The 18,878-nt window shown below is 39.3% G+C and carries 14 protein-coding genes and 1 pseudogene; 12 read left to right on the plus strand and 3 right to left on the minus strand.

Annotated features, from left to right (window positions below):
• The first annotated feature begins 53 nt into the window (after positions 1-53).
• The 3 genes from mfd to AOR04_RS10760 are packed head-to-tail and all read left to right on the plus strand — an operon-like array spanning position 54 to position 4,641.
• Positions 54-3,527: a transcription-repair coupling factor gene (mfd, locus tag AOR04_RS10750; protein ID WP_096793342.1), complete on the plus strand. Its 3,474-nt coding sequence runs from the start codon at positions 54-56 to the stop codon at positions 3,525-3,527.
• Complete coding sequence (locus AOR04_RS10755) at positions 3,527-4,363, plus strand: peptidoglycan binding protein CsiV (protein WP_008139176.1); 837 nt, start codon at positions 3,527-3,529, stop codon at positions 4,361-4,363. Before mfd ends, AOR04_RS10755 begins: the two co-directional genes overlap by 1 nt.
• A gap of 26 nt (positions 4,364-4,389) precedes the next feature.
• A complete protein-coding gene (locus AOR04_RS10760) occupies positions 4,390-4,641 on the plus strand; it encodes a hypothetical protein (RefSeq protein WP_007375295.1) in 252 nt (83 codons plus the stop codon).
• 119 nt (positions 4,642-4,760) lie between these two features.
• On the opposite strand, the pseudogene AOR04_RS10765 reads toward AOR04_RS10760, so the two are convergent.
• From AOR04_RS10765 to AOR04_RS10780, 3 genes and pseudogenes are all read right to left on the minus strand, one after another.
• Positions 4,761-6,112 (minus strand): annotated as a pseudogene (locus AOR04_RS10765) (hypothetical protein).
• Positions 6,113-6,216: 104 nt separating this feature from the next.
• Positions 6,217-8,904, minus strand: coding sequence for a TonB-dependent receptor (locus tag AOR04_RS10770; RefSeq protein ID WP_007375297.1), 2,688 nt, complete (start codon positions 8,902-8,904; stop codon positions 6,217-6,219).
• A gap of 1,153 nt (positions 8,905-10,057) precedes the next feature.
• Positions 10,058-10,483 carry a hypothetical protein gene (locus AOR04_RS10780; protein ID WP_096793344.1) on the minus strand — a complete coding sequence of 142 codons (426 nt, stop codon included), beginning with the start codon at positions 10,481-10,483 and terminating at the stop codon, positions 10,058-10,060.
• Between the two features lie 342 nt (positions 10,484-10,825).
• Here AOR04_RS10780 and ccoN point away from each other — a divergent pair, with 342 nt between their 5' ends.
• The 9 genes from ccoN to AOR04_RS10825 all read left to right on the plus strand — a co-directional run bounded on the left by ccoN (position 10,826) and on the right by AOR04_RS10825 (position 18,802).
• Positions 10,826-12,259 (plus strand): cytochrome-c oxidase, cbb3-type subunit I, encoded by a 1,434-nt coding sequence (ccoN, locus tag AOR04_RS10785; protein WP_002961515.1) that lies wholly within the window; start codon positions 10,826-10,828, stop codon positions 12,257-12,259.
• 12 nt (positions 12,260-12,271) lie between these two features.
• A complete protein-coding gene (ccoO, locus tag AOR04_RS10790; protein WP_033016430.1) occupies positions 12,272-12,946 on the plus strand; it encodes a cytochrome-c oxidase, cbb3-type subunit II in 675 nt (224 codons plus the stop codon).
• A gap of 6 nt (positions 12,947-12,952) precedes the next feature.
• A complete protein-coding gene (locus AOR04_RS10795) occupies positions 12,953-13,138 on the plus strand; it encodes a CcoQ/FixQ family Cbb3-type cytochrome c oxidase assembly chaperone (RefSeq protein ID WP_024597380.1) in 186 nt (61 codons plus the stop codon).
• Complete coding sequence (gene ccoP / locus AOR04_RS10800) at positions 13,135-14,169, plus strand: cytochrome-c oxidase, cbb3-type subunit III (RefSeq protein WP_007375299.1); 1,035 nt, start codon at positions 13,135-13,137, stop codon at positions 14,167-14,169. Before AOR04_RS10795 ends, ccoP begins: the two co-directional genes overlap by 4 nt.
• Positions 14,170-14,318: 149 nt before the next feature.
• Positions 14,319-14,810, plus strand: a complete 492-nt coding sequence (locus tag AOR04_RS10805; RefSeq protein WP_096793345.1) for a FixH family protein — start codon at positions 14,319-14,321, stop codon at positions 14,808-14,810.
• Between the two features lie 8 nt (positions 14,811-14,818).
• The gene (locus AOR04_RS10810) at positions 14,819-17,194 is read left to right on the plus strand and encodes a heavy metal translocating P-type ATPase (RefSeq protein ID WP_096793346.1); all 2,376 of its coding nucleotides are present in this window, start codon (positions 14,819-14,821) and stop codon (positions 17,192-17,194) included.
• Entirely contained in the window at positions 17,191-17,358 is a 168-nt protein-coding gene (ccoS, locus tag AOR04_RS10815; protein WP_002963071.1) for a cbb3-type cytochrome oxidase assembly protein CcoS, read from the plus strand. The genes AOR04_RS10810 and ccoS overlap by 4 nt, the downstream gene beginning before the upstream one ends.
• Positions 17,351-18,022, plus strand: a complete 672-nt coding sequence (locus AOR04_RS10820; protein WP_033028309.1) for a sulfite exporter TauE/SafE family protein — start codon at positions 17,351-17,353, stop codon at positions 18,020-18,022. Before ccoS ends, AOR04_RS10820 begins: the two co-directional genes overlap by 8 nt.
• A gap of 42 nt (positions 18,023-18,064) precedes the next feature.
• On the plus strand, positions 18,065-18,802 hold the full coding sequence (locus AOR04_RS10825; RefSeq protein ID WP_007375303.1) for an FNR family transcription factor: 738 nt from the start codon (positions 18,065-18,067) through the stop codon (positions 18,800-18,802).
• The last annotated feature ends 76 nt before the right edge of the window (positions 18,803-18,878 follow it).

Raw genomic sequence — 18,878 nt, forward strand, 5'->3', positions numbered from 1 at the left:
TTAACTCAAGATGGCTCTTACTTGCTAAGAGCCAACTATAAATGGAGTAATAAATGGCGTTTGAGCAATGGGCAGCCTTGCCTTGGGTAAAATCTCAAAAAGATAAAATTCAATGGGGCCAGCTAAGCGGAAGTGGTTTAAGTATTGCCATTGCTGAAGGCGTTAAACAACAAGACAACTTAGTCTTAATTGTTACGCCTGATACACCAAGCGCACTGCGCCTTGAAACAGAATTAGAATATTTATTACCCGATAACCCGGTAATGGTATTTCCTGATTGGGAAACTCTGCCATACGATCACTTTTCTCCCCATCAAGATATTATTTCAGCCCGATTAGCGACATTAAACACCTTAAAAAAAGAACAACAAAGTGTGTTAATTGTGCCTGTATCTACCTTAATGTTGCGCACAGCCCCAGCCTCGTTTATTTACGGTTCAACAATAAACTTTAAAGTAGGCGACAAGCTAGACACACATAACTTTCGTGACAACTTAGAACAAGCTGGTTATTTAAATGTTCAACAAGTAATGGAGCACGGTGAATACGCTATACGCGGCTCTATCGTTGACTTATATCCAATGGGTAGCCCGCATCCATTTAGACTCGATTTTTTTGATGACGAACTCGACACAATTCGCTTATTTGATGTAGAAACGCAGCGTTCTGATGAAAAAGTAGATAAAATTGAGCTACTTCCAGCGCATGAATTTCCTACTAACGACGCTGATATTGAACGTTTTAGAATAAGCTACCGTGAAAAATTTGGCGCAAGCTCGCAGCAAGATTCAGTATACATGCAAGTAAGCAAAGGTAACTGGCCTGCAGGTATTGAATACTACATGCCGTTGTTTTTTGAAAAGCTCGCGACTATTTTTGACTACCTGCCAGATACAACAACCGTTATGCAGCTGGGTGATTTAGAGCATGCGGCAGATAACTTTTGGCACGATGTAAATGTACGCTATGAAAACCGCAGAGTTGACCCACTTCGTCCATTACTTGAACCTAATGCGCTTTATCAGCCTATTGAAGAGCTGTTTTCTAATTTAGGCAATTTTGCACGTATTAGATTATCCCTTGCAAAGCTTGGCACTAAAGCAGGTAATAAAAACTTAAGCGTTAGCGAGCTGCCAGCAATTCGAATAGACCATAAACAGCATGAACCTTATGGCGCGTTTATAAATTATGTAGCAGAACAAAAAAAGAAAAAAGGCCGCATATTACTCAGTGTTGAATCGGACGGTCGTCGCGAATCATTGCTGAGCATTTTAAAACCAAGCGGTTTAAAATTTAAAGAATTTGAAACACTCGAACAATTTATAAAAAGTGCAAGTGACGTAGGCTTAATAGTAAGTCCGCTCGAGCAAAGTGTCGTACTTGGCACTAAGCCAAGCCTTTCTATTATTACCGAGCAAGAACTGCTTGGCATAAAAGTATCTCAGCGCAGACGCCGCAAGCACAAGTACGAAGCCAGCCAAGATGCACTAATCCGTAATTTAGCAGAGCTCAAAGAAGGTCAACCTGTTGTGCATCTCGATCATGGTGTTGGGCGTTACCAAGGTTTGCAAACAATTGATGCTGCAGGTGTAGTTACTGAGTTTGTTACGATTACTTACGCAAGTGAAGCTAAATTGTACGTGCCAGTATCTGCATTGCATATGCTGAGTCGTTACTCTGGTGGTGAAGAAGGCAGCGCCCCGCTGCATAAGCTTGGCTCAGATGCATGGGAAAAAGCAAAAAAACGTGCGGCTGAAAAAGTTCGTGATGTAGCAGCAGAATTACTCGACATTTATGCACAGCGCCAAGCAAAACCTGGTAATAAATTTACTCTAGACGCCCCCGCATATCGTCAATTTAGCGATAGCTTCCCGTTTGAAGAAACAGACGATCAGCGCAACGCCATAGAAGCAGTGTTAGGCGATATGCAATCAAAACAAGCCATGGACCGCTTAGTGTGTGGTGACGTAGGCTTTGGTAAAACAGAAGTGGCCATGCGCGCTGCTTTTGTAGCAGTTAACGATGATAAACAAGTGGCAATTTTAGTGCCTACCACCTTGCTGGCTCAGCAGCATTATGAAAACTTTAAAGACCGTTTTGCTGATTTTCCTATTGAAGTTGGTGTACTTTCACGCTTTAACTCCACTAAAGAGCAAAAAGACACGCTTGAGAAAATGGCCAACGGTAAGCTCGACATAGTTATTGGCACACATAAACTTATTCAACAAGACATTAAATTTAACGATTTAGGCTTACTTATTGTTGATGAAGAGCATCGCTTTGGTGTTCGCCAAAAAGAGAAAATTAAAGCACTGCGCGCTGACGTAGACATACTCACACTGACTGCAACGCCAATACCTCGTACACTTAACATGGCCATGAGCGGCATGCGCGATTTATCAATAATCGCAACGCCGCCTGCTAAACGTTTAGCGGTAAAAACCTTTGTGCGTCAACGCGATGTAGAACTAATACGCGAAGCAGTACTGCGAGAAATTAAACGCGGTGGCCAAGTTTACTTTTTGCATAACAATGTAGAAACTATTGAGCGTGTTGCACAAGAAATTAGTGAATGGGTGCCGGAAGCGAGTGTGACTACAGCTCATGGCCAAATGCGCGAGCAAGAGCTTGAGCAAATAATGACTGACTTTTATCATCAAAAATACAACGTGCTGGTATGTACCACAATTATCGAAACAGGTATCGATGTACCTACGGCCAATACCATTATTATGGATAGAGCAGATAAACTCGGCCTTGCGCAATTACACCAATTACGTGGGCGAGTGGGTCGAAGCCACCATCAAGCGTATGCCTACCTACTAACAGGTGACCCTAAAGCGCTTTCTAAAGATGCGAGCAAACGCTTACAAGCAATCGAATCGTTAGAAGATTTAGGTGCAGGTTTTGCCCTCGCTACACACGATTTAGAAATACGTGGTGCGGGTGAGTTACTTGGCGATGATCAATCAGGTCAAATGCAAACCATCGGCTTTAGTTTGTATATGGAAATGCTCGAACAAGCAGTAAATGCGCTGCGCGAAGGTAAAGAACCAACGCTTGAAAACCTACTTCAAAAACAAACCGAAGTAGATTTAAAACTGGCTGCATTATTACCTGATGACTACATACACGATGTAAATGCACGCTTAGGTATGTACAAGCGCGTTGCTAGTTGTGCTAACCTTGATGATATGGATGAACTACAGGTCGAGTTGATAGACCGTTTTGGTTTACTGCCTGATGCTGCTAAAAACTTATTTAGCCTGCAGCAACTTAAAATGCAAGCCAGTAATTTAGGCATTACAAAAATTGAAGCGAACCCTAAAGGCGGTTACTTTGAGTTTAGCCAAGATACCAAGGTTAACCCTAGCTTCATCATTGGCTTGATACAAAGTGCGCCTAAGGTGTACAAAATGGATGGCGCAAATAAACTGCGCTTTGCAATTAGTGAGGCAAATGCCCGCGAACGCTTAAAAATGGTCACTGCAATGATTGCAGATTTCGAAAAAAAGGTTAGCCATTAATGTTGCTAAAAAAATCGCTTGTTGTTTTATGCTGCTTATTTAGCAGCACTGCATTTGCAGAGCGTTGGTTTGAGGTTGAGGTGCTTGTATTTAAACAACTCCCCGCCCCTTACTTACAAGAAGACTTTAGCCTTAAACACAAAGCTATCGAAGATAAGAACACCCTAGACTTACTAACACCTCTTTATAAAGAGCAAGCAATGCAAGCGTGTATTGATGGTGACGTTCGTTTTCAAAAACGCTCATTTACCGACTCTTTAGTTAATCTAAATCCACAGTCGAATGTGTGTGACGATAGTATTGACTATATACAAAGCTACGATGAACTCCCGGTAACGCCAATTGCTGAAACGCAAGAAACTATGGAACAAACCTATCTCTTATCACCTGAACAATTACAGTTTAAAACTCAATACACAGAGCTTGTACGAAAAGGATTAACACCTATTCTGCATACTGGTTGGCGCTTTGAAGAAGCGAGTAAGTCCCGTGCACCAAGCGTGCGCTTAATTGCAGGTAAACATATAAGAAATAACATAAACACCATTCCTAGCTACTCAAACCCCGATTTTGTCAGCTTACTAAACTCCCAACCTAAGCTATTTAACGATCCAGATAAACTAAACGTTAATTGGGAATTAGAGGGCTTATTTAAAATCCATCTACGTCATTATCTCTACATAACAGCCGATTTTGATATCAGTCAAAAGCTAGAAAATGGCGACATAGAATCAGCCCGCTTTTCACAGTTTAGACGTGTGATAAGCAGCGAGATTCATTACTTTGATCATCCTCGTATGGGAATGATTGTACAAATAAGAAAATTTAATCATTAATCGTATTTACCAAATAGGAAATAACAATGAAAAAACTCCTCATTATTGTGGCTACACTTAGCCTTGCAGCTTGTTCAAAAGTAAGCTTAGAGAATTACGAAAAAATAGAAATCGGAATGGATAAAACTGAAGTAGAAACACTATTAGGTAGTGCGGATAACTGTGTAGAAAAAACACTTCATACTAATTGCGTTTGGGGTGATGAGACTAAAAATATAGAAATCACATTAGTATCAGATAAAGTAACTTTATACAGTAAGCACGGTTTAACTAAATAGACGTATACTTATAAAAAAGGAGGGCAGATTTAAGTCTGCCCTCCTTTTTTATACTAATTGCATTAAATTAGTGAGTTATTTAATTCGCTAGAATGATCATGTTTTTAATAAAAGGCGTATTATTTTGTAGAATAAATAAGTTCTATATTGACTATTTTACTGCGATTAAGGGTGATTTTATAACGTTGGTAAAGCTTTTTATCCTCTTCAGTTAACACCAGCACCATGTTTAATTGATAGCGCCTTTCTACTGCCTGCTTAGAAATTTTATTACTGTCTAAATGATATAACTTCCCCTCCCCCGCTTTAAGTAACGTGCAAACGGTGCAAGGTTAAAATGTAATGTTTGCTGTAGCGTATCATAACCTGGTAAAAATTCTTTTGCGCTTACACGCGTTTCACTTGCAAAATGCAACCACTGAGCCGCTTGTTTATTTTGCTGACGACGTTTTGAAAAGATAGATTTAACTTCTTTAGGGATTTTTTTAAAACGTGTGTATTCGAGCCAAATAAACTGACTCGCTATTTTATCTTTAGTAATGCTATTTTTAAAACTAAATCGCCATTTAGGTCTACCCTGCACAATAGCCCGCCAGATTACACGTGTTATGTCTTCTTTAAATATTTCTCGTAAGCCATAGATCACCCCTAAAATCAAAATAAGGGTTGCAGTTACTTCTGTAAAACTTGAGCGCGCGTTTAATATTACCACCATCACAAAAGCCATTATAACGGCCGTCACTGTACCTTTAACCAAACGTTTTAGATAGCTATTCAAAAATCGCGTTTGCCGCTGTAATATAACGCCATGCTCAATTAAGCGTTGTAGCAAGCGCATCTTATTCGTTATTCGATTAGCATCTTGCATGGTGGTTTCAGAATTATAATTTTTATCAGCGCGGTACGTATTTTCATTTTTACAAAATTGCAGTAACTCATTACGTTCTTTTGCATAATCGCTGCTACGTGGACCTTCATCTAAAAGCTTTAAAAAAGATTGCTCAACATGCCAACTCAAGTAATTATCGGCATTGGTAAAAAATGGCAGTAACTTTTCATCATCAGGCGTATATCGACGCAGCTTTTTTAAAAGTCCTTCACTTTGTTCGTACACTTCATTGGCGCGTTTATAAAAATCATCAGCCTCGCTAATTTTTAACGCATCTTTTATATCGGCGTCGAGTGCTAAACGTACTTGGTAACAGAATAAATTAAGATTTTGCCGGTAATCTTGCTGTTCGCCTTTGTTTTTACTAACAAAACGACTTCGCACCAAGGGCAAATGAATATTATTAGCGTTATACGCTAAGTGCGATTTAAAATGGTTATTAAAGTAGGATTCTTCAGTGAGGGTTTGCGGATTAATCCCCATTTCGTTCGGAATCGAAAAGTACAGATCAATACGCTGCTCAGAACGGGGGTTCAGTTCTGGTTCAATGACAAAAGATAAGTTTTCGTCTTGTTTTAACAATCAGTTCTCCTTCTAATTTACTCTTTAAGTGTACTTGCCTCCTTCGTTTTGTTCAATAAAAAAGGCCCAGTAAATACTAAGCCTTAATCAATTTATATTGCTAATTAAAGTTTAATATTAACACCAGCAAATAAACGGCGACCTAGTACATCATATGTAAATGGGTCAGTGTTTGAGTCATTGTTACCTGAGTAATACGGTGGCTCTTTATCAAACATGTTATTAACACCAGCAGAAACGGTCAATACATCATTGATCATGTAAGATGCGCTAATGTCGTGGTATACAACTGATGGTGTAGTTGGTGCATAACAGCTATCATCGCTAACACATGCAAAGCTATCCATACCCGCTATGTAACGAGCTTCATAAGTAGCATCCCAGTTATCGCCTTTAACTTTTAAGCTAAAGTTTGACTTAATGTCTGCGTAACCACCTGAACCACTGGTAATTAATCCTGAATAATCTACGATAGCACCAGTATCAACAACATACTCATCTAAGTAAGTTGTATCTAGGCCTGCTTTCCACGCTAAACCTAACGCATCAAATGAGTAGTTAAGGTTTAAATCGATACCAGATGTTTTCTCTGAACCAATGTTACGTAGTTGGTTATTGAAAACAATACGGCCATCAGCTTGGAATACGGCTGAAGTACTAGTACATACATCATTAGAGCTACTATTTGCATTACCAATACATTGGTCAACTACAAATTGGTTGTTGTAAGTAGAAATAGCATTTTCGATTTCAATGTCGTAGTAATCTAACGTCATTGAAAAGCCTTCAAACCATTCTGGCTCATATACAACACCAAATGTAAGCGTATCAGCTTCTTCAGGTGTTAGGTTTTGGTTACCACCAACAGTTACTTCTGCTTGGCTATCAGCACCTGGGTAGCTTACTTGTTCATAAGATGGCGCGTTACCTGAATAAAGCTCATCTACAGTTGGTGCACGGAATGCCGTAGAACGAACACCGCGTAGCATTAGTTCATCATTTACACGCCAAGTTAAGCCTAGTTTCCAAGTTTCATCTGAACCGAATGTGCTGTAATCAAACGCACGAATCGCTGCACTTAGTTCGATAGAATCAGCAAAAGATGCATCAGCTAATAAAGGAATTGCAAATTCAACAAACGCTTCATTTACATCAAAGCCACCGCTTGTTGGATCTACACGAGGGTCATTGCCTAAACCTTGTGCTGCAATTGAATCAGGTGTGTACCAAGCTTTTTCTTGACGGTGTTCAACACCGGCTGCAAATGCTGCATAGCCAGCAGGCATTTCAAATAGTTCACCTGAAAGTGATGCCGCTAGGATAAATAACTGGCTGCCACCTGAGTTTTGTTCTGTGTAAATATACTCTTGTACATTTGACTGAGCCCAAGCTGCTTCATCTAACGGATTAAATGTACCGGCTTCAATTGCAGAATTAATTGCAGAAACATTGTGCAAGTTACTCATTTTATCTACAGAGTCGTTACGACCAAAGTTTGCAGAAAAATCCCAAGAGTAATCGCTAATTTCACCTTCAGCGCCTAGCACGATACGAACGGTATCAACCGTTTGAGATAAATCACGCGTACCACTTTCAGCCATACGACGACGGTAGCTAATCTTGTCATTGTAAGCGTAGTTAGTTGCTGTAGTTACGTAATTATCATCTGCATCTTTTACAAATGCATTATTAGCAACTTGACGTTTATCATAAGTTTGGCTTAATAAACTATCACCCATGCTATCAGCATAAGTAAAACCAAAATTAATAGGTTGCGGTGCTAATTGTTGCTCAGACCAACGCTTGGTATAAGTAAATTCACTGAAAAGTCTAGTATCATCACTTATTTCATATTTACCAACACCTGTAATGTTTAAACGTTCCATAGGTGTGTATAAGTAGCTCTTTGCTGCATAGTTATATGCATCAGCTGCATCGGTAAAGCGATGTAAGCTACCACCAAGTCCGCTTAAGCCGCTATCATTTGCAACGCCTTGTTGTTCTATTTCGCCATCACTGTTTACTATGCCAGCAGTGTTTACGTTGTAAATGTGTCCGCCTTCGCTGAACGAAGAACCACCACAGTAAAGACCATTGTCGCCTTCAAATAATGGGCAATTTGAAAAACCACGATCAGCTTGGCTTGCTTCTCCACGATTAGTGTACTGCGCACCAAAAACGATATTACCTTTATCGAATGAAGTACCTACAGTAAAGTCAATCGACGTTTCAGATGCATCATGTTTAGATGTCATTGCTGAATTAACGTTTAAATCTAACCCTTCAAAATCATTTTTAAGAATGATATTTACTACACCTGCAACCGCATCTGTGCCGTATACAGCTGAAGCACCGTCTTTAAGCACTTCAATTTGTTTGATCATTGATACTGGAATAGTGTTCAAATCAACAGTTGATGAAGCGCCAGTACCTGAGTTGATCATACGGCGACCATTTACAAGCACTAAAGTACGCTGTGAACCTAAGCCACGAAGATCAATAGATGCATTACCGCCTGAACCATTGTTCACGCCAGGATTAGTCATTGCACCGCCAGTGGCTGTCATTTGTTGAAGCACACTGTCTACAGATGTTGCGCCAGAAGCTCTGATTTCATCTGCGCCAATTAGCGTTACTGGGCTAGCGGTTTCCATGTCAGAACGCTTAATGCGAGAACCCGTAATTTGAATCTTTTCGATTGATTTTGCTGCTTCGTCAGCCGCTAAAACTTGCACACTTGAGAACATCGGGATTGCTGCGATTACAGCTAAACCAAGAGTTGATTTTTTCATTAAAGAACCCTACTTGTTGGAAATTTACCGTGATTGGTAATGCTCACTTGTTATAAGAATAGTGAGTCAGGTCGGCAACTTAGGCGCTTTTAACTGAACGAAAACTTAACGAGCGGTCAAATTTTAATTTCTGTAAAAATAGAATAACCAGTAAAGGTACACACGTTACAGATTGTTTCATTGTTAATTAATAAATACACATAAATATCAGTGGCTTATATGATTTATGATACATTCGAAAAACACCTGAAATCAAAGTGATTCACTTTGTAATCAAATGTAATTAGTGGAAAAATATCCCGATATTTGATTAATTAACAAGTTAATCACAGCGCATTATTAAAACCGCAAAACTAAATGTTAATTACTAACCATATTTATGCAGAATGAGCGATTAATTAGTCTTATTTAGCTGCTTAGGAGGCGTTTCAGGAGAAATTTTTTATTCAGGAAACATTAAAAATTGAACTTTTTAAAATCACATCAAAAGTAAATATAATTTTAGCCATGGCTTACTTTTAGATATTTATTTTAAAAGCATACATTTACTTTTTAGCTTAAGTAAAAGCCTGTTTCGTACCGTTGCTTTATAGATAGCTGACAATAATTATTAAACACCAAATACTCGCTGTTCAAAATATCTCTTTAAAATGTTTTTTGCTGGCCTAGTAGTTACAAGTGATCAGAACTGGGCTTTGCTTAACCTGAAATCGGATTACTTATTCTTTAGTGTAGGACTGTGGATATAAACTAGGAATGGCTATCAACAAGGTTAGGTCATAAATTGCGTCATCACTTTAATAAGTTCCTACCCAATCAATAAAAACTTAATACGTGCTAATTTATGTAAAAGCTTTAAGGACTGTTGACCTTGCAGAATTAAGTTTGTTCTACGTAATGGAATTTGATCACGGCGCGAGATTTGTAACCATGCAGGCTAAAAAAGCGAGCTACAAAGGGAAATCGCCCCTAGGTCTAATTCATAGGGCGGCACATGTTTGGCATTTATACTGCGTTATCACCGCTTGGTTGAAATTAAAATACTGCACAGGCGTACGCTGCCTAAAAACGGTGCATTCTGCTGAAAATTCAATCTCGAAAGATAAACCGCTTCTGGGTGATCTAATTAATTTAAATATCGTAACTTTATATGTTAGTACGTTACATAAAAATTATAGTTAAGTACTTGTTCTACTGAAGATGTTTGATTAAGTATTGTAAGCTCCAAGCGCCAAAGCATATTCTTTTCAGAGCAAATACCGACCATAGTGTTGCTTTGCCAAAGTCCACCCTTTTTTATGAACTGTTGAGGTATGTACCCCATATACATAGTAACGCCTTTTAATTTTGCGTCTGTAATGTGCAATCCGTTTGGTAGCTCACTAAAAATTGTAAATGGAGTTTCGGGGGAAAGTGTAGAATTGCTTAACCATACTTTAACACCACTTGGGAAAGTACATGGTAAATTGGCATCACATTGCGTTGTTTTTAGAAGCTGGGCTTCATTTTTTTCAGAAAAATCACATGCTATTAATAAAAAAAACGCTACAAAAAATATGGGTAATCTATATATAAGCATAACAATCTCGCTGTAAATAAAAGCGAATACTAATAATCGGGTCTATAAATAACAAGTGGGAGTGTTACTATTAGTCGAAATATGGCACAAACTGTATCAAAAAATAAACAACAAGCTCACAAAGTTTGATTGATGTCATAATATTACGTAATTGACCTATCTTTTTTAGGTCAAAAAATTTATCATTTCACCCGCAAAAATTAAGGGTTTCTCGAGTTTGTTTTCTGAAGCATTCATGCTTTGAACGTTTTAGGTAACATGCTTGTGAAGTAATAGTAGGCCCCACTTTTTAAAAGTGGGTAATTCATTTCTAAACGCATTTATTGCAGCGGAAGCCAGAAAATGAGCCAAACAGTAGCATCACAAACTGAGTATAACTATAAAGTTGTACGCCAATTCGCTATTATGACAGTGATTTGGGGCATCGTTGGCATGAGTATTGGGGTTCTGATTGCTGCCCAATTAGCTTGGCCAGCACTTAACTTTGATACACCATGGTTAACATACTCTCGACTACGTCCGTTACACACGAACGCAGTAATTTTCGCATTTGGTACTAGTGCACTTTTTGCGACGTCTTATTACGTCGTACAACGTACTTGTCAAACGCGTCTTTTCTCAGACAAACTCGCCGCCTTTTCATTTTGGGGCTGGCAGCTGGTTATAGTATTAGCAGTAATAACGCTTCCTTTAGGTATTACTAGCTCAAAAGAATATGCAGAACTTGAGTGGCCAATCGATATTTTAATCGCTGTGGTTTGGATTGTTTACGCCATTGTATTCTTTGGTACTTTAATCAAGCGTAAAGTGTCGCACATTTATGTTGCTAACTGGTTCTATGCTGGCTTTATAATTACTGTTGCAGTGCTTCATATTGTAAACAGCATGGCTGTGCCTGTGTCGTTAACTAAATCATACTCAATCTATGCAGGTGCGGTAGATGCGATGGTCCAGTGGTGGTACGGTCATAACGCTGTAGGTTTCCTATTAACTGCTGGTTTCTTAGGTATGATGTATTACTTTGTACCAAAACAAGCAGGTCGCCCAGTTTACTCATACCGTTTATCGGTTGTTCACTTTTGGGCACTAATTTCATTATACATCTGGGCAGGTCCTCATCACCTTCACTACACTGCACTTCCTGATTGGACGCAAAGTTTAGGTATGGTTATGTCTATTATCTTATTCGTACCGTCTTGGGGTGGTATGATCAACGGTATTATGACACTGTCTGGTGCGTGGCATAAACTACGCACTGACCCAGTATTACGCTTCTTAGTTGTTTCATTGTCTTTCTACGGTATGTCTACGTTTGAAGGTCCTATGATGGCAATTAAATCTGTAAATGCGTTATCTCACTACACAGATTGGACAATCGGCCACGTACACTCAGGTGCGCTAGGTTGGGTTGCTATGATTTCAATTGGTGCTATTTACCACTTAATTCCTGCGTTATTTGCGCAAGGTCGTATGTATAGCGTTAAATTGGTTAATACCCACTTCTGGTTACACACTGTAGGTGTTGTTTTATACATTGTTGCAATGTGGATCTCTGGTGTAATGCAAGGTCTAATGTGGCGTGCAGTGAATGCTGACGGTACATTAATGTACAGCTTTGTGCAGTCTTTAGAAGCGTCGCATCCTTTCTACATCATGCGTTTTGTAGGCGGTGTATTCATCGTAACAGGCATGTTAGTTATGGCTTATAACGTTTTCCGTACAATTTCAGCTGAGAAAGAATCTCTGAAGTTAGACGCGCAAGCACAATTAGCATAACGGAGTGAGATGATGAGCAATAAAAATTCACAAAATAAACATGAGATAGTAGAAAAAAACGTTGGCCTTATGGCTATTCTGACTGTTTTTGCTATCAGCTTTGGTGCATTAGTTGAAATTACTCCGCTAATGTTCCAAGACGACACAACTAAACCAGTAGAAGGCCTACGCCCTCTTAACGCTTTAGAAATGGAAGGCCGTGATATATATGTACGTGAAGGTTGTTATAACTGTCACTCACAAATGATCCGCCCTTTTCGTGATGAAGTTGAGCGTTACGGTCACTACTCTGTAGCAGGCGAATCAGTATGGGATCACCCTTTCCAATGGGGTTCTAAACGTACTGGTCCTGACCTTGCTCGCGTTGGTAAACGTTACTCGGACGATTGGCATTATGCTCACTTAGTTGACCCACGTGCCGTGGTTCCTGAGTCGAATATGCCAGGTTTTCCTTGGTTAGCAGAGGATAAGGTAGATACAAGCCTGACTCTGAAAAAACTACAAATTTTCCGTGATACTTTTGCTATTAACCCAGAAAACCCTAAACACCCGGGCCTAGGTTATGGCAGCGACGAAGAACTTAAAGCTGATGTTGAAAAAGTTAACGCTATGAATAACGGCGAAGGCGCAACAGAGATGCAAGCTCTAATCGCGTATTTACAGCAACTTGGTACCCACTTGAAGTAAATTATTATGGATTACGGAACATACAGAGGCATTTTGACTCTGGTAATTTTAGTATTGTTTATTGTGATTGTTGTATGGGCATACAGCAAGCGTAGCAAAAATCGTTTTGATAGCGCTGCTAATGCCATTTTCGAAGATGAAAAAAAACATAACAACACACTCTCTAACGAGGAAAAGGAGTCTGAAAAATGACTAGCTTTTGGAGTATTTGGGTTATTGTATTAACCCTTGCATGCTTATGCATCATCTTTGGCTTATTAGTTTGGAACTTAAAAAACTATGCTGGCGTAAAAGAAGGTGAAAGCTGTGGACATGAATTTGACGGCATTGAAGAGCTAAATAATCCACTACCAAAATGGTGGACTTACATGTTTTTCGCAACTTTTATTTGGTCAGTATATTACCTTGCAGCTTACCCAGGTTTAGGTAACTGGGAAGGGTTAGGTAAATGGACTAGTTCTAATCAAGGTATTACGTCTTTAGCTGAGTCTAAAAAAGCAGTTGCAGAGGCCAAAGCTGAAGGTCGTTTTGTTAAACTCGATAAAGAGTACGAAGCCGCAGAAGAACGCTTTGGTCCTATTTTTAACCGACTTGCACAAGTGCCGGTTTTAGATTTAGTTAATTCTAAGTTTGAAGGTGACGCAGCGCAGCAAGTTGCTCTAAAAAATGGCGACAAACATGAGCAAACAGATGGCCAATTAGCCATCGAAATTGGTCAGCGTTTATTCTCACAAAACTGTGCGCAATGTCACGGCTCTGATGCGCGTGGTGGAACTGGCTTCCCTAACCTAACTGATAAAGATTGGTTATATGGCGGTACACCAGACAAAATTAGAGAAACTCTGCTTAATGGTCGTATTGCAGCGATGCCTGCTTGGGGCCCAGCTCTTGGCGAGCAAGGCGTTAAAGAAATGACAGCACATGTGCTGAGCCTTTCTGGCCGTACTGTTAACCAAAAAGATGCAGCAGCAGGTGCCGCTAAGTTTGCAATGTGCGCCGCATGTCACGGTGCTGATGGTAAAGGGTCGGTTGCACATAACCTACCATTTGGCGCACCTAACCTGACTGATAATATTTGGTTATACGGTGGCTCTCAACGCGCTGTTGAAGAAACGCTTAACCACGGCCGTGCTGGTGTAATGCCTGCTTGGAAAGACATTTTAGGTGAAGATAAGATTCACTTATTAACAGCCTACGTTTACAGTTTATCGCAAGATAAATAAGCACGCGGTTAATAAAATGTTTATAAATTAATTTATTTAATTCAATAGATTAATCCAGATCAAAAAAGCCTCCACTGTGAGGCTTTTTTTTAGTCTTTTACGTATAATTCCTATAAAATAACGCTTCCTAAACTAATTTTAGAGACACTATGCAACCTACTCCGTGGTATAAAAATTTTTGGCCTTGGTTTTTAATCTTTTTTCCGTTAGTTGCCATTATTGGCTGTATTAGCTTGTTTATTACGGCGATAGGTAACGGCCCAGATATGGTTGTTGACGACTACTACAAAAAAGGGAAAGCAATAAACTTAGAATTAACCAAGTTTGAAAAAGCAAAAGCACTTTATTTACACGGCGAATTAAATGTTACTAATGAACGTGTAAGCTTTAAATTTACAAAAGGCGATAGCAGCAATGTGCATGTATTAAAGCTCTCGTTTTACCATCGCACCATTAAAGCGCATGACTTTGAAGCCACACTTACGCCTAATGCCAATCAAGAGTTTACTGCATTACTTGATGAGTACACAGCGGGTGCATATTCTGTATTTATTGAGCCAATTGATGGTAGTTGGAAACTAAAAGAGAACATTGTTCTACCGACGGCTGAAACCGTTTTAGTTAATCCTAACTATAAGTAGTCATTACTATGTCTAACTTTTGCTTTCATTGCCTTGAAAGTGTGCCAACCGGATTTAGCGCAAGCGTTATCATTGACGATAAAGCCCAGCCGATGTGTTGCATTGGCTGCCAAGCTGTTGCGCAAAATATTGTTGATCAAGGTATGACCGACTACTATAAATACCGAACAGTTCGCGCTGGAAAAGTCGAACAGCTAGTACCTGAGCAACTCGCATTTATAAAAAGTTATGACAACGAAGACATTCAAGACGAATTTATAGCCACTAACGATAATATCTCTGAGGTATTGTTGAGCGTTGAAGGTATAACCTGCGCAGCGTGTGCATGGCTTATCGAAAAACAACTCTTAAGCTTAAATACTGTAAAACGGGTTGATGTAAATACATCTACCAACCGCGCGATGATCCAATGGGATAAAACCAGCACCCCATTAAGTGAAGTTATTACTTCCTTAGCTAAAATTGGTTATAAAGCCTACCCGTTTCAATCAGATATTGAAGCACAACAAAAACAGCAAACCGCCAAAGCCTATATTCGCCGTTTAGGTGTTGCAGGCTTAATGACCATGCAAGTTATGATGTTTGCATTTGCCATGTACTTTGGCATGTTCTCCGGTATGGACAGCAATTTTGAGCAGTATTTTAGATGGATCAGCTTAGTACTAGCCTCTCCGGTTATTTTATACAGTGCACTCCCCTTTTTAACCAATGCTATAAATGGACTAAAAGCAAAACAGCTCAATATGGATTTACCCGTATCACTGGCTATTTTTGGTGCGTTTAGTGCAAGTTGTTACGCCACATTTATGCAAGTCGGCGAAGTGTATTTTGAATCTGTGTGCATGTTTACCTTTTTACTTTTATTAGGTAAGTACCTTGAATTTAGAGCGCGTTTAAAAGCGAGCGAATTTACTGCCAACTTACAAAAATTATTGCCATTAACAGCCCGCACCATTAACGACAGTGGTGAAGAACTTATAATTGCAGCCAAAAAACTAAAACTTAATGACGTAGTACTCATTAAAGCGGGTGAAACAATCCCTGCCGACGGCGAACTTATTAAAGGTAAAACTACGGTTGATGAATCAATGATGACGGGAGAACACCAGCCTGTCACTAAATTTATTGGTCACAATGTCTATGCCGGTTGCGTTAACCACGACGGCGTTATTGAAATAAAAATTAATAAAATTGGCCAAAATACGCTTTTAAATCAAATTATACGCTTGCAACACAACGCATTAACTAAACGTCCTAAACTGGTTGAAATTACAGATAAAGTTGCGCAATGGTTTATTGCGTCTTTACTTATATTTGCTTCACTTACAGCTATTGGCTGGTACCAAATTGACCCTGAACACGCATTTTGGATCACCATTTCGGTTTTAGTTGCTACCTGCCCATGTGCCCTGAGTTTAGCGATACCAACCGCACTTACATGCGCGGTTGCAACACTTACTCGTAAAGGCGTGTTGATAAAACAAGCACATGTGCTCGAAACACTCTCACAAATTACGTTATTTGCGTTTGATAAAACAGGCACGCTCACCCAAGGTAAATTTAGCCTTGATGAAGTGGATATAATCGATAAGCAATACACAAAAGCGCAAGTGCTAGATATGGCAGCTATGTTAGAGCGTTATTCTGAACACCCTATAGCCAGCGCATTTGATGAAATTACCCCTGCTCACCACAACCTTGATAACGTTGAAGTGCATCCAGGTCTGGGAATTAGCGCACAAGATGCAAACAATCATTACGCAATTGGTAAAAGTGGTTGGTTTGATAGCAAAAAATCAAATGCACAAGCGAGCTTGTATATTAATAAGCAAGTTGTTGCACGTTTTTACTTTATTGATAAAGTGAAAAACGATGCTCAAAAGCTTATAGACTCACTTCAATCGCAAAATTTAACGTGTCATATGTTAACCGGTGACGCGTCGGATGCAGGGAAAAAAGTAGCTAAACAACTCAACCTTGCAAGTGTGCAATCTGGATGTTCGCCACAAGATAAACAAACAGCCGTTGAACAATGGGCGTCACAAAACGAAGTAGTTGCAATGGTCGGCGATGGCGTAAACGACAGTCCTGTATTTGCCAGTGCACACTTATCCATTGCAATGGAAACAGGTGCTGACATATCAAAAAATAGCGCCGATGTAGTGCTTCTTAATAGCGATTTAGCTTCAATCGATCATTTACTCAATGTTGCAAAACAAACCCGGCGTATTATTAAGCAAAACCTTGCGCTGTCTCTATTGTATAATGCGTCCATATTACCATTGGCGGCATTAGGCTTAGTTGCTCCGTGGATGGCTGTTATTGGCATGTCTGCCAGCTCAATTATCGTGATTAGTAATTCACTAAGGCTATTAAAGTTATGAGCATAATTTACATTTTGATCCCCATTGCCATTTTGTTTGTCATTATTGCTATTGGCGTGTTTTTTTGGGCCGTAAAAAGTGAGCAGTTTTCTGATTTAAACAAACAAGGTCATAGTATTTTGTTTGAAGACGACAAAGAGCAACACAACAAAAGTAATGATTGATCCTCTTTATACCAGTGCATTTTTAATGGGGCTAATAGGTAGCGGCCATTGCATTGCTATGTGCGGCGGTATTGCAAGCTCATTACAACTGGCAAGCGATAAACGTAAAACATTTACCTATTCATTTGCTTATAATATTGGACGCGCACTTAGCTACATGGCAGCAGGCGCGCTTGTTGCTGGTATTAGCAGTCAATTTGCTAGGCAAAATACGTCTTTTTCTTTAGCCCTTTCATTCATTGCAGCTATTTTTATGCTCCTAGTCGGCGTATATATAATGCGCTTGGGCCCTACGCTGCAGTGGTTAGAGAAAATAGGTAAAACCTTGGTATGGCAACACATTGTTAAGCTAAATAAATATTTAATGCCTATTAACTCTCCTTTTAAAGCCCTAGGTTACGGTGCATTGTGGGGCTGGCTGCCTTGTGGACTTGTATACTCAGCGCTTACATGGGCGATGACTAGTCCAAGTGCTTTAGATGGCGCTTTAGTGATGCTTTGTTTTGCTTTAGGTACTTTTCCGGCAATGATCACTCTAGGTATCACCGCACAAAAGCTAAATAGTATTATTAACCATCCATGGACTCGCATTGTATTAGGCAGTGTTATAATTTGGTATGGTATCTACTTATTGATTATTGCAACCGACAAGCTGGTACACTAATCTAGACAACGTCGTGCATAAAAATTAAAAACGGATTAAAATATGGATTTCTCTCAAAGTCGCGCTAAAAGCAATTGTGCTATTAGCTGTAATAACTGCAGTATCAGTCAATTGTGTTTGCCATTTTCACTCAATGGCCAAGAAATGGATAAGCTTGACGAAATTATTGAGCGAAAAAAACCACTCCATAAAGGCGACTACTTATTTGAATCAGGCGCCCCTTTACAAGCTATTTATGCAGTACGTTCAGGTTCATTTAAATCTTATACACTATCAGAACAAGGCGATGAGCAAATAACCGGATTTCATTTAGCGGGCGATTTGGTGGGCTTTGACGCGATAAGCAAAATGGCGCATCAGAGCTTTTCGCAAGCACTCGAAACGTCAATGGTATGCGAAATTCCATTTGATACACTTGATGAACTTGCTGGTAAATTACCAAAACTTCGTCAACAAATTATGCGTTTAATGAGCAGTGAGATTACATACGATCAAGAAATGCTGTTATTACTTAATAAAAAATCAGCAGAAGAACGCTTAGCTAGTTTTATTTATAACCTGTCAGAGCGTTTTGGCGAGCGTGGTTTTTCGCGTAAAGAATTTAGATTTACCATGACTCGTGGTGAAATAGGTAACTACTTAGGCCTTACCGTAGAAACTATTAGCCGCTTATTAAGCCGTTTTCAAAAAGCTGACTTAATTAAAGTAGAAGGTAAATTTATTACTATTTTAGATAACAATGCATTAGCTAAAGCCGCAGCAATTGTTAAATCTTGCTAAATAAAATAGTTTGATTTAGAACAACAATTTATGTGCTACCCCTTTAACTGTTTTGTATTTACGTTACACTAAAAAT

The organism is Pseudoalteromonas sp. 1_2015MBL_MicDiv (genome assembly GCF_002407505.1).
Classification (GTDB): domain Bacteria; phylum Pseudomonadota; class Gammaproteobacteria; order Enterobacterales; family Alteromonadaceae; genus Pseudoalteromonas; species Pseudoalteromonas fuliginea.